This is a genomic window from Pseudomonas fluorescens, assembly GCF_000967965.1.
GTDB lineage: Bacteria > Pseudomonadota > Gammaproteobacteria > Pseudomonadales > Pseudomonadaceae > Aquipseudomonas > Aquipseudomonas grandcourensis.
The window spans coordinates 1-13,344 of record NZ_LACC01000009.1 but is presented as its reverse complement, the minus strand read 5'-3'; the positions used below and the strand labels follow the sequence as shown (position 1 = coordinate 13,344).

Genomic DNA, 13,344 nt, shown 5'->3' with positions numbered 1-13,344 from the left:
GCTTTCGGATTTACGCCAGCACCGCGACCGCTTTTATTTGCGCCCAGAGTGGCTGGCCGGGATGGACGTTCAGTTGATCACGGGAATAGCGCGTGATCCGCGCAAGCAGTGGCGTGCCAGCGGCGTCCAGGCGAATCAGCACATGGGCGGCGTTGTCGGCGTTCATCTCACTGACCACGGTGACCGGCAGCCGATTGAGAATGCTGCTGTGCCCGGCATTGTCCAGGCTCAGGCTCACATCCCGCGCCTGGACCTTGCAGCGCAGTGCCTGGCCCACGTCCATTGGCGTATGCGGCACGCGAATTTCGAGGGCGGTGTCGGGCAGTTGCAGGCTCAGCAATTGATAGTCGGCGTCATAGGCGCTGACGCGACCTTCGATCACCACCCCGGCGTCATCGCCCATTGCCAGCGGCAAGTCGAGGCGTGCCAGGGTCTGGCCGATCGGGCCGCTGGCCAGTGCCTTGCCGTTGCTGAGCAACACGATATGGTCGGCCAGCCGCGCGACTTCATCCTGGGAGTGGCTGACGTACAGCACCGGGATCTCGAGTTCGTCGTGCAGGCGTTGCAAGTAGGGCAGGATTTCACTTTTGCGTTGGGCATCCAGCGCCGCCAGTGGCTCGTCCATCAACAGCAGTTTCGGGCTGGTGAGCAAGGCGCGGGCGATGCCGACGCGTTGTCGCTCACCGCCTGAAAGGTGTTGCGGGTGCCGGTCCAGCAAATGGCCGATGCCCAGCAATTCGGTGGCGTGGGCCATGTCGACCCGACGCTGCGGCTTGGGAATGCGCTTGAGGCCGAACTCAAGATTGGCCAGCACCGACAGATGGGGAAACAGGCTGGCTTCCTGGAACACGTAGCCCAGCGCGCGTTTGTGCGGCGCGACGAAGATCCGGTTGTTGCTGTCTTGCCAGACTTCATCGTTGACCTGGATAAAGCCTTGATCGGCCCGTTCCAGGCCGGCGATGCAGCGCAGGCAAGTGGTCTTGCCCGAGCCGGAATGACCGTAAAGCGCAGTGACGCCTCGGCCGGGCAGCTGCAGGTCGACGTCCAGGGCGAAGCCTGAATAACGTAGTTTCAAACGCATATGAATCATCGATCAGCTCCAGCCCGCTTTGGTTTTACGGCTGGAATACAGCGCCAGCAGGACGACAAACGAGAACACCAGCATCGCCCCGGCCAGCCAATGGGCCTGGGCATATTCCATGGCTTCTACGTGATCGTAGATCTGCACCGAGACCACGCGGGTCTTCTCGGGAATATTGCCGCCGATCATCAGCACCACGCCGAACTCGCCGACGGTGTGGGCGAAACCGAGAATGGCCGCGGTAATGAAACCAGGCCGGGCCAGGGGCAGCGTCACGCTGAAAAAGGTGTCCCAGGGATTGGCCCGCAAGGTCGCGGCCACTTCGAGCGGGCGCGTACCGATGGCGGAAAAAGCGTTTTGCAGCGGCTGGACCACAAACGGCATCGAGTACAACACCGAGCCGATGACCAGCCCCGCAAAACTGAACGTGAGAGTACCAAGGCCGAGTGACTGGGTGAGCTGGCCCAGGAACCCATGAGGGCCGAGGGCCAGCAACAGATAAAAGCCAATCACTGTCGGTGGCAGCACCAGGGGCAGGGCGACAATCGCCCCGACCGGGCCGCGCAACCAGGAGCGGGTGCGCGACAGCCATAACGCAATCGGAGTGCCGACAATCAGCAGGATAACGGTCGTCAGGGACGCCAGTTTCAGGGTCAGCCAGATGGCGGAAAAATCGGCACTCGATAGCGACATTTAGATTTCGTAACCGTATGACTTGATGACAGCTGCCGCTTTCGGCCCCTTGAGGTAGTCAACCAGTGCCTTGGCGGCGGGGTTGTCCTTGCCCTTGTTGAGAATCACCGCGTCTTGCTTGATCGGGTCGTGCAGGCTGGCGGGAACGATCCAGGCCGAACCGCTGGTGATCTTGCCGTCCTTGTAGATCTGCGACAGGGCGACAAAACCCAGCTCGGCGTTGCCGGTGGAGACGAACTGGTAGGCCTGGGTGATGTTCTGGCCTTCAACGATCTTGTCCTTGACCTTGTCGGTCAGACCTTCTTTTGCCAGCACCTGGGTTGCCGCCAGGCCATAAGGCGCGGCTTTCGGGTTGGCGATGGACAGGTGCTGGTAAGCGTTCTTTTTCAGCACATCGCCCTTGGCATCGACGTAGCCTTCCTTGGCCGACCACAGCGCCAGGGTACCGACGGCGTAGGTGAAGCGCGAACCCTTGACGGCGTCGCCTTCGGCTTCAAGTTTTTTCGGGGTGCTGTCGTCTGCCGAGAGGAACACTTCGAACGGCGCGCCGTTTTTGATCTGGGTGTAGAACTGGCCGGTGGCGCCAAAGGATGCGACCAGTTTATGCCCCGTGTCTTTTTCGAAATCAGCGGCGATGGCCAGGATAGGCGCGGTGAAGTTGGCGGCGACAGCCACCTGGACTTCGTCCGCCTGGGCTGAGCCGAAGGCGAATACGGCGAGAAGGCTCGCCAGGCAGGTCGGGGCAAAACGTGAGGCACGAATGGTCATGAAACGGCTCCGTTAAAGGCAATTGCGGCAGGGGTAAATCGTTATGTACTTAAATATATAGCGAATTGCCTTTGAACGGAATGTGTTGTCGCAGTATTGTATACAATTTTAACAAAACTGATGCTCAGGAGCGACCTAGCAGCCTCGCTAATCCTTCTTCAGCCAGTTTTCGAGTCAGTGCCTCGCTGGTCAAATCGACGCCGAGGGTAAAGGCCTGGCCGGCCCAGAGGTTGCTGAAGTCCGCTTCACCTTTGGCCCGCAACGGCATCAGCGCGCCACCGGCAAGGGGGAAGGCCGGGGCCTTGGCGCTCATGGGGCCCAGTTCACGCATCACCCGATTGAGGATGCCCCGGGCCGGGCGACCGGTGAACACGTTGGTGACGGCCGTCTCGCTTTCCCTGGCGGTGCGCAAGGCTTTGTGATGGGACGGGCTGACCTTGGCCTCTGGGGTGAACAGGTACGCCGTTCCCACCTGTACCGCCGAAGCGCCCAGCATGAAGGCGGCGGCGACGCCTCGTGCGTCAGCGATGCCGCCGGCGGCAATCACCGGCACTTTCACCGCATCGACGACTTGGGGCACCAGGGCGAAAGTCCCCACCTGACTGCTCAGGTCATCGCTGAGAAACATCCCGCGATGGCCCCCGGCCTCGTAGCCCATGGCGATGATTGCATCGCAACCATGCTGCTCAAGCCACACCGCTTCTGCGACGGTGGTGGCCGAGGACAGCACTTTCGCACCGGTGGCTTTGACCCGGTCGAGCAGGGATTTTTCCGGCAGGCCAAAGTGAAAGCTCACCACTTCCGGGCGAAACGCTTCGACCACTTCGCAGGCCGCGTTATCGAACGGCGCCCGGTTGGACACCGGCGTCGGCGCATCGAAGTCGATGCCGAGCTCCTGGTAGTAGGGTTGCAGCAGGTTTTTCCAGTCCTGTGCGCGTTGCTCATCCGGAGCTGGAGGCTGATGACAGAAGAAGTTGACGTTGATCGGGCGCCGAGTGTGTTGGCGGATGGTTTTGAGCTCTTCGCGCAGTTGTTCGGTGCTGAGCATCGCCGCTGGCATCGAGCCCAGGCCGCCGGCATTGCAGGCGGCAATCACCATGGACGAGTTCGTGGCACCGGCCATCGGCCCCTGAATGATCGGCAGTTCGATCCCGAGCAGGTCAAGAATGCGGGTATCTGGCCATTGGTTCATGTGCTGTGTTCTCCGACGTTGGATCCGGGCAGGGACGGTAGAACAGAATTTGTAACGCAACGACTGGCGCAAGGCCAGTCGTCTTTTCAGCGGTTCAGGCTTTTTCAGCGTCGGTGGAAGCCGCCACCCCCGAAGGAGTGATTCATGAACCGGGACGAGTCGTGATAACTGTTGAAGCGATCATTGCCGAAGGAGCGCGCATCGTATTCCCGGTTGAGATTCTGGACCTGGGCCGTGTTGGCCGAATCAAGACGGGTTGCACCGCCCTGGACCATCGATTGCCAGCCGCTGTCGGTCCTCTTGTAAACGTTGCCATCATGGCCGGCGTACACGTTGTCGCCGACATGCGCCACGCCACCGTTGCGATCATGGATACCACCGTACTGGGTGGTGTTGCCGGTATTGGGGTTGTAGACGGCCCCGCGATTGGCGGTGACCTGGGTGCCGGTGCGGACGTTGCCGGCGGTCACATGCTGGCCGGCGATGGCCCCGCCGTTCGGGCCGACGGCCACACCGCTGCGGCCAGCGGCATAGTTGCCGTTGTAGACGTTATGTACCGCGCCGCGCTGGCCTGCCGCAGCGATGCCGGTACGCGAGTTGTAGGAGGCGCCTACCTGGCCGGCCCAGCGATTGCCGGTCCAGGCGTTGTAACCGCCGCCATAGCGGCTGACCGAAGCCCGGTCGCCCCATTGGCGGTAGATATTGCCGGTCGTGCCGGCCCAACCACTGGGGCCCCAGGCGACGGCGCCGCCATGATAGCCGTAAGCGGCACCGCCCCAGGGCATTGGCGCCGGGTACAGGTGCGGGCCCCAGGCGTAACCCCAGCCGTAATTGCCCCACCACGGATAAGCGCCCCAGCCCCAACCCACGGCGACCGTGCTGCCACCCCAACTCCAGCCGAAGCCGAAGCCGAAGGTCCAGCCCGTCCAGGGTGTGTAGCGCATCGCCACACCAAAGCCATAGGTCACTGGCGGGCCATACCAGACACTGCCCACCCACGGCGTATACGGATAACCGGTGCCATACACCACCACACCGCTGTCAGGGTCCAGCGTCGAACCCTGGTACCCCGGCGTGTAACCGACGACGACCGTATCGCCACTGGCTTCGTAGACTTTCACATAAGTGACGTAGTGCATCGGTGAACTGGGCGGAATCGAATAGATCACCGCCGGCACCGAAGAGGCGACCGTCCAGGGGCCTTGAACCGAGGTGGCCACGAACCAGATACCGTTCTCCACTGCGTACCAGCTTTGTGCATCGACCATGATGATCGGCATTGGGCTGTTGACTACATATTGCAGGGGCGTGCCCTTGATGGCCTTGAGTTGCGGCTCGCCGTCAAAAGTCGGCCTGGTCATTTTCACCTGGCTTTTCTTGATCGCCGAGGTCTGTGGAATGGTCGCTGCAATGGCCGCTTCCTTGGCCTGGGGCGTACCGGCCACCGAGGCTTTTACGTTTTCCTTGGGGCTGTCATCGGGAATGTTGGCGAAGTCCGCCGGCAACTTGTCTGCCCCCACGAAGGTCCAGGGGCCTTTCATGTCACCGGCGCGGAACCAGCGCCCCGAGATCAGCACGTAGCTGTCCTGGTCGCCGATCTCCTTGAAAATATGCCCGGTGGTGTTGGTCACATACAGCAGCTTGGTGTTCTGGATCGGCTGCCATTGCGGCGCGCCGTCTGTGACGATCAGCTCGGTCGGCACCGTGGCGATATAGATCTGCGGAATCGGCGGCTTGGCCAGCGTCGGTATCTTGTCCTTCGGATCGCTCTGGCCTGTCAGCAGGTCAACCTGGTGACCCTGGATCGCAGCTTTCTTGGCTTTTTCCAGCTCGGCCGAAGGCGAGGGCAGTGGCGCATATTGTCCGCCCAGGTTGTCCGCGACCATCCAGCCATCGAACACGTGCAGGTAATGCTTGCCCTGTGCATCCTTGAGCAGCAACGGCCGGGTGTTGATCACCCGCTGCAGCGAGGTGCCATCAACGGGGCGATAGGCAGGCTCGCCATCGATGTACACCAGCAGCGCGGGTACCTCGGACGAAACAATGGTCGGCGGGGTATTTTTCAGCGGCTCGCTGTTGGACTTTTGCTCGGCGGCGATGACGCCGAGCGCAGCTTCGAGCTGGTCGAGGGAAATGGTTTTCGTGCGGTTCTCGGCGTCTTGCTTCACCGCGGCGACCCAGCTGTCAGCCTTGGTGGCGCCGTCGGGGAAGTCGGCCTTGGTGATGGTGTACTGGTCGAGCGCCACCCAGCGGGAGGCCTTGTCGACCAGGGTGTGGGCGCTGAACTGCACGATGCCGTAGGTGGATTTTCCATCGGTGTCCGTGGCCTCCACGGCAGCCCGCGCGTGCAGAGTGTAACCGTCCCAACTGTCCAGTTGTGGCTGGTAGATGGTCAATTTGGTGTCGCCGGCAGCCAGCACCTGTGGCCAACTGGGTGAGGCCGGCGCCTGATTCGCGGGAGGTTGGGCGGGTTGCTCGGCTGCCTGGACGCCGCTGAGCGGAATCATGCAGAGCATCAGTAAAACGGTGAATAAACGCAGTTGAGGCATTGTCAGCTCCATCGACAAGACAGTTTGTTGCGGTACTTCAGGGTTGCGAAAAAGCATAGCTGCCGTCAATGAAAACGCTCGGCGGTTTGCCTGATTGGCTTAAAATCGGGTACGGCAATCCGTGGCCATGTGTTATTTCAAATGCTCCACCACCAGACTGATTCCATTGAGAGGCCGTAATGTTCAAAGGCATTTTGATCGACAAAGACGACAGCGGTTACCGGGCCACACTGCAGGAGATCCAGGACGATCAGTTACCCGAGGGCGATGTCACGGTGCGTGTTGCCTACAGCACGCTGAACTTCAAGGATGGCCTGGCGATTACCGGCAGCAGTCCGGTGGTGCGCAAATTCCCGATGGTGCCGGGCATCGACCTGGCCGGTGTCGTCGAAGCCAGCGGGCATCCGGACTACAAGGTCGGTGACCCGGTCCTGCTCAATGGCTGGGGTGTGGGCGAAGGGCATTGGGGTGGATTGGCGCAGAAGGCTCGCCTTAACGGTGACTGGCTGATCCCGCTACCCAAGGCGTTTAGCGCTGCCCAGGCGATGGCCATCGGTACGGCGGGCTACACGGCCATGCTGTGCATCCTGGCGCTGGAGCACAACGGCGTGACGCCCGGGCAGGGTGAAGTTCTGGTGACCGGCGCCAACGGTGGCGTCGGCAGTTTCGCCATCGCCTTGTTGAGCCGGCTCGGCTACCGGGTGGTCGCGTCCACCGGACGGACCTCGGAGCACGACTACCTGAAGCAACTGGGGGCCGGCGAAATCATCGATCGCGCCACCTTGTCCGAGCCGGGCAAGCCGCTGGCCAAGGAGCGCTGGGCGGCCGTCATCGATTCGGTCGGCAGCCACACCCTGGCCAACGCGTGCGCCAGCACCAAGGCCAATGGCACCGTCGCGGCCTGCGGTCTGGCCCAGGGCATGGACTTTCCGGCATCCGTGGCGCCGTTCATCTTGCGCGGCGTGACCCTGGCCGGCATCAACAGCGTGACCCAGCCCAAAGCCAAGCGCGTGGAAGCCTGGAATCGCCTGGCCCGGGATCTGGACTTCACCCTGTTGCCGCTGATCAGTCACGAAATCGGCTTGAGTGAGGCCATTGAAGCCGCGCCGCGCTTGCTGGCCGGGCAGTTGCGTGGGCGCGTAGTGGTGGATGTGAATCGCTGATCACTGCGACTCGCGCTCCAGCAACTGCCGTTTGCGCTCGACACCCCAGCGATAGCCCGACAGATTGCCATCGCTGCGCACCACGCGATGGCAAGGGATCGCCACCGCCAGGTTGTTCGCACCGCAGGCCTGGGCCACGGCGCGAACGGCTTTTGGTTGACCGATGCGCTGGGCGACATCGGCGTAGCTGGCAGTGCTGCCCACGGGAATCTCCCGCAGCGCTTGCCAGACACGCTCCTGAAACGCCGTGCCGCGTACGTCCAGGGGCAAATCAAGGCCAATGGCCGGCGCCTCGATAAAGCCGACGACCCTGGCAATCAACTGCTCGAATTCATGATCGGCACCTATCAGGTTGGCGCGGCGGAATTTGTCTTGCAGATCGCAGACCAGTTGATTCGGGTCATCGCCCAGCAGGATCGCGCAGACCCCGCGCTCACTCTGCGCCACCAGAATCGCGCCCAGCGAACACTGGCCGACGGCAAAACGAATGTCGTTGTTTTGACCGGCCGCGCGGTAGTCCCCGGGTTTCATTCCCAGCAACTGGTCTGCCGCTTCATAAAACCGGCTGTTGGAGTTGAAGCCGGCGTCATACAGGGCATCGGTCACCGAGCCGCCGTCCGCCAGGCGCTCGCGCACCTTGCGTGAGCGATGGGCATCGGCGTAGCCCTTGGGCGTCAGGCCGGTGACGGCTTTGAACACGCGATGGAAGTGGAAGCTGCTAAGGCCCGCCGCCTCGGCCAATTCGCCCAGGGCAGGCAGTGTTTGCGCGCTTTCGATCTGGCGGCACGCAGCGGCCACGGTGGCGGCATGTTGCGCGGCGAGTTCGCTCTGATCCTTCGTCGCGCGCTTGCTCGGACGATAACCCGCGGCCAGGGCCTGTTCGGCGCTATCGAAGAATTCGACATTCTGTGGTTTGGGCAAGCGCGCATGGCTGCTGGGATTGCAGTAGATGCCTGTGGTCTTTACGGCATAGACAAACTGTCCGTCAGCCTTGGGATCGCGCGCGACCACGGCGGCCCAGCGCGGATCGTTTTCGATGGTGATCTTGGTCGATTGGGTTGTCATGGCGTCACGTCCATTGAGGGGTTGCCTGCACATTAACCATGGGGCGATTCCCACACACTCCGGCGCTTGCGGTCAAATTCGAAGTCTTTATCCAGCGGTACGGAAGGTGAAGTTGATGCGTTGCTCGCCGAGTTTCGGATGATGACCGTCCTTGATCGGCAACACACCGTGATAACGCAGGCGATCGACGCCACCCCAGACCACGATGTCGCCGTGGAACAGGGGGACGCGCTGACTTTTGTCGCCGCGTGCAAAGCCGCCGAACAGGAACATCGCCGGCAAGCCCAGGGATACCGAAACGATGGGGGCTGCGTAGGAATGTTCGTCTTTGTCCTGGTGCAATGACATTTTTGCCCCGGGGATATAGCGGTTGATCAGGCAGGAGTCCGGCGCAAAACCGGTAAACCCTGCTGCCTGCGCCGCCGCTTGTGCCAGTTGGAAAAACACCTCGGGCATCATTGGCCAGGGCCGGCCGGTCTGTGGGTCGTCGCGGGTGTACCGATAGCCGCTGCGGTCCGTGGTCCAGCCGAATGTGCCACAACTGCTCAAGGCAACCGACATGGTGAAACCGCCGGGTGTGACCATTTGCCGAAATGGCGCGGCCACCAGCACTTCTTCCAGGGCAGGCAGCAAGCGCTCCAGCCAGGGCAGGGCGAAGCCCCTGAGTACGTAGGACTGTTCGCCGATCTGCTCGCGCCTGGGCTGTTGCTCGGGCTCTGCATCGGCAAACAGATCGAAAGTCAGCGGATTCATGGGTTCATGATGCATCGTGAAAGATGATTCCAAGGGTATGCCGTTTGCCGCTGTGCAGGCGACTCACGCCGTGACGCAGGGTCACGCGGTAGTAACCGCGAGTCCCTTTGACCGGCCGTTGATTGACCGCAAAGATCAACCCGTCACCTTGCTTCAGGCCGATGACCATCGGGCGTGACTGCATTCGCGGGCGCTGTTCAGTCAGGACAAACTCACCGCCGGTGAAGTCTTGATCCGGGTCTGACAGCAGGATCGCCACTTGCAGCGGGAACACGTGTTCACCGTATAGATCCTGATGCAAACAGTTGTAGTCCTGCGGACCATATTGCAGCAACAAGGGTGTCGGACGGTTCTGACCGGCGGCATGGCAGCGTTCGAGGAAGGCGGGATGGGCTTCAGGAAAACGGTCCGGCAACCCCATCTGTTCCTGCCAGCGATTGGCGATGGGCACCAGTCGTGGGTAAAGCGCGCTACGCAAGCGGGCCACCAGTTCCGGCAACGGGTAGCTGAAATATTTGTACTCGCCTCGGCCGAACCCGTGACGAGCCATCACCACGTGGGAGCGAAACAGTTCGGTTCGAGGGTACAGGGCGCTGACTTGGCCGCAAGCCTTGTGGCTCAGCAGTGACGGGATGACGGCGTAGCCGTCCTGATCAAGTTGCTGCTCCAGCCGGGGCCAGTCCAGCCGGTCCAGATATTGCTCGCTCATTGCCGGGCCTCTTGTTGTTGAGGTGGCCAGTCTGCAAGGCAAGGATGAAGCTGGCACTCCGGTGCTTGCGGTCGAACTGCGAGTGGGAGGCGACGTCCATTGTCGCTCCGGATCGCGTTACAGCGCTTTGCTGACGCTGATGTCGCTGATGACATCGTCCTGCCCATGAAGGGCATCCAGCGCCGCTTTGGCTTCTTCCGGGGTGCCGTTTTCAAGCTGGGCAAACTCGAAGCGGCGCTCACCGTTGAGTTTGTATTTGATGACGTACTTGGTCGTTTGGGCCACGGTTGTATCTGCCTGTCTTGTGTTTCGGGTTCGCTGATCAGCTCAGTTTCGTGCTGGAACGGCGAATGATTTTGATCGAGTGCGTCAGGGTGGGTTTGCGCGTCACGCTGATGGCGCGGTGGTTGACGGTGTCGATCGTGATGTTCCAGAAGCCGGTGCTAGGGGCGGTGATGCGGGCCGGAAAGGTGTCGAATGCACCGCCGTGATAGGTGTGACGGCCGCCATTCTTGAAGCTGCGGAAGTTGGCGTCGTTCATCAAGCGGATGTTGCACATTTGGGAGCATTGAATGACGACGATGTCGTCTTCATTGAGGTGCTCGCGCTGATGGATAAATTTCATGAGGCGCCTCCAGAAGGGCTTTTTCTACAAAATCAAAACGATAGCATGGGCGATTGGCGCAGTTTATCAGCCCGAACGCCTTATTATCCGGCCGCTTCGACAATAAAAAACGCTTATTTCACATTTGATGAGCGATAAAGCAGTTTGTCTCGGAGAAAAATCGCAGTTGCGCTGTCCGAGCTTCTTTATCGGAGGTTTGGTATGAAGTGGGGTTTGTGGTTGTTGCCGATGGCATTGACGATCAGTGGTTGCGCGAACGTCTCGGAGATCAACGAGTCCTTGCCGACGATGAACGTGATTTCCGGCAAGAAGCCCCATGAATACGCGCAATGCCTGAGCGAAAAGCTGGCCGCCAGCCGTGGTGCCTTGCAGATCCAGCCGCACAAGGATGGCTTGCGCGTGATCGTGCCGCTCAAGTACTCCTCCGGTCCGTCTGCCGTGTTTGACATTGAAGAACGCTCCGGCGGCAGCAGCATCAAGCTGCACGAGAGCATGTCCAATGTCCCGGTGCGGCCAAAGGACGTACAGAATGCTGCCAACGAGTGCATTTCCGGCTGATAGACTATCGACCATCAGCACCGATGCCGCCCAAGCCCTGCTTTGGCGGCATCGTCATTTCTGGAGTCGAACATGAAGCGAGAGCAAGTCCGGGAGCGCCATGCAGAGGGTTTGATCTCTGCCACCCACGTGATTCAGAACCCGGCGGAGCTGGGGGAATGGATCGTGTTTTTCAAGAAAAGCGCCGGGCGCAGCTATTTCCTGGTGGATGACAATGATGAAGTCGAGTCCTTCAGCCGCCTTGATGATCTGATCGATACCGTGCGCGGGCTTGGAATCAAATTCGCCGAAATCCATTTGTAGGGCGTGGTGCCTTACTTGCAGATCACCACGACGTTGCGGCTCTTGTAGTTGCCGACGTCGGCGCCGAGGGTCTTTTCGCTCTCCTTGAGCGCGGGGGTGCCATCGGTCCCGACAATCTTGTAACCGGTGCCCGCGCAGGACGCATCGGCCTTTTCGTAGCACGCAGCCCAGGAGTTGGCTTCCCCGGAGCAGTCAATCGATAGACCTTGCTCTCCGTTAGCGAGGTAGGTTTGTTCCGACGTTGCGCAGCCGCTCAGGGCCAATACCGTTAGCAAAGGCAAAATTTTATTCATGGCTTGATCATCGTCAGGGGGGTGGGCTAAGGCTGAGACAGCGCCGTAATCAAAAGGTTATAGCCAAAGGCCACTTCTTTTTCGTTTTTCATAAAAAAGCCCTGCGCCATGGCAGGGCTTTTCCCATCGAGCGTCGATCAGCTCTTGTCCTTGCCGCGTCGCTTGGGTTCCGGGTGCTCAAGCTCCAGCACCGAGGCCACTTCGATTGCCAGGGCTTCGGAAGGGAAAGGCCCGGCGATATTTTCACCGGAGACACTGGCCACCCACCATTGGCCGTCTTTCTCCTGATTGATCAGGAATCCGTTGACGCTTTTTACTGCCGACATCTACTTGCCTCGTTGTCTGGTTCAATCGCGCCATGATACCGCCAAACGCACTCAAGGGGTGCCGATGGGCGTATGGTGATGGGTTTCGGGCGGTAGAAAGCCGTGCAATTGTGCAAGTCTCTGCTATGCATAAGAGGCTGTGCAGCGACCTGCGCACTCTCGCAGGGAACTATCGGCAAGAATATTTCTCTATGTTGACATCGGTTAGCCAGCGCGGGGCATTGTAAGGTGCACGCCGCCTGATTAGACTGCGCCGAAACTCGTACACACAGCCCTTTCAAGGACTTATATGATCAAGAAATGCTTGTTCCCAGCAGCCGGTTACGGTACTCGCTTCCTGCCAGCGACTAAAGCCATGCCCAAAGAAATGCTGCCGGTGGTGAACAAGCCACTGATCCAGTACGGCGTCGAAGAAGCACTGGATGCCGGCTTGAACGAAATCTCCATCGTCACCGGTCGCGGCAAGCGCGCCTTGGAAGACCACTTCGACATCAGCTACGAGCTGGAAAACCAGATCAAGGGCACCGACAAGGAGAAATACCTGGTCGGCATCCGCCGCCTGTTGGATGAGTGCTCGTTCTCCTACACTCGCCAGACTGAAATGAAAGGTTTGGGTCATGCGATCCTGACCGGTCGTCCACTGATCGGCGACGAGCCGTTCGCCGTGGTGTTGGCGGATGACCTGTGCGTCAACCTGGAAGGTGACGGCGTACTGAAGCAGATGGTCAAGTTGTACAAGCAGTATCGCTGCACCATCGTCGCGATCATGGAAGTCGATCCGCAAGAAACCAGCAAGTACGGTGTGATTGCCGGCGACCTGATTGGTGACGACCTGTACCGCGTGCGCAACATGGTCGAGAAGCCAAAGCCGGAAGATGCCCCGTCGAACCTGGCGATCATCGGTCGTTACATCATGACGCCGGACATCTTCAGCCTGATCGAGCAAACCGAGCCAGGCAAAGGTGGCGAGATCCAGATCACTGACGCCCTGATGAAACAGGCGCAGGATGGTTGCGTGATTGCCTACAAGTTCAAGGGCAAGCGTTTCGACTGCGGTGGCGCCGAAGGCTACATCGACGCGACCAACTTCTGCTTCGAGAACTTCTACAAGACGGGCAAGGCGTACTGATCGCTTTCGACCTGCCTGTATTGAAAAGCCACCTTCGGGTGGCTTTTTCATTTGTGCGCCAGGCATGGCGCGTTGCGCGTAAGCGCAACCAGCTTGGCTGTGGTGGCCTCGCTGGTGACTTGGAGGTGAAAGTCCTC

16 protein-coding genes are annotated in these 13,344 nt (G+C 60.3%); 4 read left to right on the top strand and 12 right to left on the bottom strand.

The features are described from left to right. Positions 1-10: 10 nt before the first annotated feature. The 5 genes from modC to VC35_RS05820 form a co-directional block, all read right to left on the bottom strand. Positions 11-1,090 (bottom strand): molybdenum ABC transporter ATP-binding protein, encoded by a 1,080-nt coding sequence (gene modC / locus VC35_RS05840; protein WP_046038410.1) that lies wholly within the window; start codon positions 1,088-1,090, stop codon positions 11-13. A gap of 3 nt (positions 1,091-1,093) precedes the next feature. Then, positions 1,094-1,774, bottom strand: coding sequence for a molybdate ABC transporter permease subunit (modB, locus tag VC35_RS05835; protein ID WP_046038408.1), 681 nt, complete (start codon positions 1,772-1,774; stop codon positions 1,094-1,096). Further along, complete coding sequence (gene modA / locus VC35_RS05830; protein ID WP_046038407.1) at positions 1,775-2,542, bottom strand: molybdate ABC transporter substrate-binding protein; 768 nt, start codon at positions 2,540-2,542, stop codon at positions 1,775-1,777. A gap of 124 nt (positions 2,543-2,666) precedes the next feature. Then, positions 2,667-3,734, bottom strand: a complete 1,068-nt coding sequence (locus VC35_RS05825) for an NAD(P)H-dependent flavin oxidoreductase (protein WP_046038405.1) — start codon at positions 3,732-3,734, stop codon at positions 2,667-2,669. 104 nt (positions 3,735-3,838) lie between these two features. Next, complete coding sequence (locus VC35_RS05820; RefSeq protein ID WP_046038404.1) at positions 3,839-6,283, bottom strand: hypothetical protein; 2,445 nt, start codon at positions 6,281-6,283, stop codon at positions 3,839-3,841. Between the two features lie 179 nt (positions 6,284-6,462). Here VC35_RS05820 and acuI point away from each other — a divergent pair, with 179 nt between their 5' ends. Then, positions 6,463-7,446 (top strand): acrylyl-CoA reductase (NADPH), encoded by a 984-nt coding sequence (gene acuI, locus VC35_RS05815; protein WP_046038403.1) that lies wholly within the window; start codon positions 6,463-6,465, stop codon positions 7,444-7,446. Here acuI and ada read toward each other — a convergent pair whose 3' ends face one another. The 5 genes from ada to VC35_RS05795 form a co-directional block, all read right to left on the bottom strand. Beyond that, a complete protein-coding gene (gene ada / locus VC35_RS05810; protein WP_046038401.1) occupies positions 7,447-8,511 on the bottom strand; it encodes a bifunctional DNA-binding transcriptional regulator/O6-methylguanine-DNA methyltransferase Ada in 1,065 nt (354 codons plus the stop codon). 87 nt (positions 8,512-8,598) lie between these two features. Then, a complete protein-coding gene (gene alkB, locus VC35_RS05805) occupies positions 8,599-9,279 on the bottom strand; it encodes a DNA oxidative demethylase AlkB (RefSeq protein ID WP_046038399.1) in 681 nt (226 codons plus the stop codon). Further along, on the bottom strand, positions 9,269-9,973 hold the full coding sequence (locus tag VC35_RS05800; RefSeq protein ID WP_046038398.1) for a 2OG-Fe(II) oxygenase: 705 nt from the start codon (positions 9,971-9,973) through the stop codon (positions 9,269-9,271). Before VC35_RS05800 ends, alkB begins: the two co-directional genes overlap by 11 nt. A 117-nt stretch (positions 9,974-10,090) precedes the next feature. Beyond that, the gene (locus VC35_RS29460) at positions 10,091-10,258 is read right to left on the bottom strand and encodes a hypothetical protein (RefSeq protein WP_185754744.1); all 168 of its coding nucleotides are present in this window, start codon (positions 10,256-10,258) and stop codon (positions 10,091-10,093) included. A gap of 37 nt (positions 10,259-10,295) precedes the next feature. Then, the gene (locus VC35_RS05795; RefSeq protein ID WP_046038396.1) at positions 10,296-10,598 is read right to left on the bottom strand and encodes a DUF1883 domain-containing protein; all 303 of its coding nucleotides are present in this window, start codon (positions 10,596-10,598) and stop codon (positions 10,296-10,298) included. 201 nt (positions 10,599-10,799) lie between these two features. On the opposite strand from VC35_RS05795, the gene VC35_RS05790 reads away from it, so the two are divergent. Both VC35_RS05790 and VC35_RS05785 read left to right on the top strand, forming a co-directional pair. Continuing rightward, the gene (locus VC35_RS05790) at positions 10,800-11,156 is read left to right on the top strand and encodes a hypothetical protein (protein ID WP_046038395.1); all 357 of its coding nucleotides are present in this window, start codon (positions 10,800-10,802) and stop codon (positions 11,154-11,156) included. Between the two features lie 72 nt (positions 11,157-11,228). After that, complete coding sequence (locus VC35_RS05785) at positions 11,229-11,459, top strand: hypothetical protein (protein ID WP_046038394.1); 231 nt, start codon at positions 11,229-11,231, stop codon at positions 11,457-11,459. Positions 11,460-11,470: 11 nt separating this feature from the next. Here VC35_RS05785 and VC35_RS05780 read toward each other — a convergent pair whose 3' ends face one another. Next, positions 11,471-11,752, bottom strand: a complete 282-nt coding sequence (locus VC35_RS05780) for a hypothetical protein (protein WP_046038393.1) — start codon at positions 11,750-11,752, stop codon at positions 11,471-11,473. Between the two features lie 137 nt (positions 11,753-11,889). Beyond that, positions 11,890-12,078: a hypothetical protein gene (locus tag VC35_RS05775; protein WP_046038392.1), complete on the bottom strand. Its 189-nt coding sequence runs from the start codon at positions 12,076-12,078 to the stop codon at positions 11,890-11,892. A 289-nt stretch (positions 12,079-12,367) separates the two neighbouring features. Between VC35_RS05775 and galU the strand changes: the two genes are divergently transcribed. Beyond that, positions 12,368-13,207 (top strand): UTP--glucose-1-phosphate uridylyltransferase GalU, encoded by an 840-nt coding sequence (galU, locus tag VC35_RS05770; protein ID WP_007975949.1) that lies wholly within the window; start codon positions 12,368-12,370, stop codon positions 13,205-13,207. The last annotated feature ends 137 nt before the right edge of the window (positions 13,208-13,344 follow it).

What these genes read in the sequence shown, in the direction of transcription:
- modC (WP_046038410.1), bottom strand. Translation starts at nt 1,090, where the DNA reads ATGATTCATATGCGTTTGAAACTACGTTATTCAGGCTTCGCCCTGGAC.
- VC35_RS05795 (WP_046038396.1), bottom strand. Translation starts at nt 10,598, where the DNA reads ATGAAATTTATCCATCAGCGCGAGCACCTCAATGAAGACGACATCGTC.
- galU (WP_007975949.1), top strand. Translation starts at nt 12,368, where the DNA reads ATGATCAAGAAATGCTTGTTCCCAGCAGCCGGTTACGGTACTCGCTTC.
- modB (WP_046038408.1), bottom strand. Translation starts at nt 1,774, where the DNA reads ATGTCGCTATCGAGTGCCGATTTTTCCGCCATCTGGCTGACCCTGAAA.
- acuI (WP_046038403.1), top strand. Translation starts at nt 6,463, where the DNA reads ATGTTCAAAGGCATTTTGATCGACAAAGACGACAGCGGTTACCGGGCC.
- modA (WP_046038407.1), bottom strand. Translation starts at nt 2,542, where the DNA reads ATGACCATTCGTGCCTCACGTTTTGCCCCGACCTGCCTGGCGAGCCTT.
- ada (WP_046038401.1), bottom strand. Translation starts at nt 8,511, where the DNA reads ATGACAACCCAATCGACCAAGATCACCATCGAAAACGATCCGCGCTGG.
- VC35_RS05785 (WP_046038394.1), top strand. Translation starts at nt 11,229, where the DNA reads ATGAAGCGAGAGCAAGTCCGGGAGCGCCATGCAGAGGGTTTGATCTCT.
- VC35_RS05780 (WP_046038393.1), bottom strand. Translation starts at nt 11,752, where the DNA reads ATGAATAAAATTTTGCCTTTGCTAACGGTATTGGCCCTGAGCGGCTGC.
- VC35_RS05825 (WP_046038405.1), bottom strand. Translation starts at nt 3,734, where the DNA reads ATGAACCAATGGCCAGATACCCGCATTCTTGACCTGCTCGGGATCGAA.
- VC35_RS05800 (WP_046038398.1), bottom strand. Translation starts at nt 9,973, where the DNA reads ATGAGCGAGCAATATCTGGACCGGCTGGACTGGCCCCGGCTGGAGCAG.
- VC35_RS05775 (WP_046038392.1), bottom strand. Translation starts at nt 12,078, where the DNA reads ATGTCGGCAGTAAAAAGCGTCAACGGATTCCTGATCAATCAGGAGAAA.
- alkB (WP_046038399.1), bottom strand. Translation starts at nt 9,279, where the DNA reads ATGCATCATGAACCCATGAATCCGCTGACTTTCGATCTGTTTGCCGAT.
- VC35_RS05790 (WP_046038395.1), top strand. Translation starts at nt 10,800, where the DNA reads ATGAAGTGGGGTTTGTGGTTGTTGCCGATGGCATTGACGATCAGTGGT.
- VC35_RS05820 (WP_046038404.1), bottom strand. Translation starts at nt 6,283, where the DNA reads ATGCCTCAACTGCGTTTATTCACCGTTTTACTGATGCTCTGCATGATT.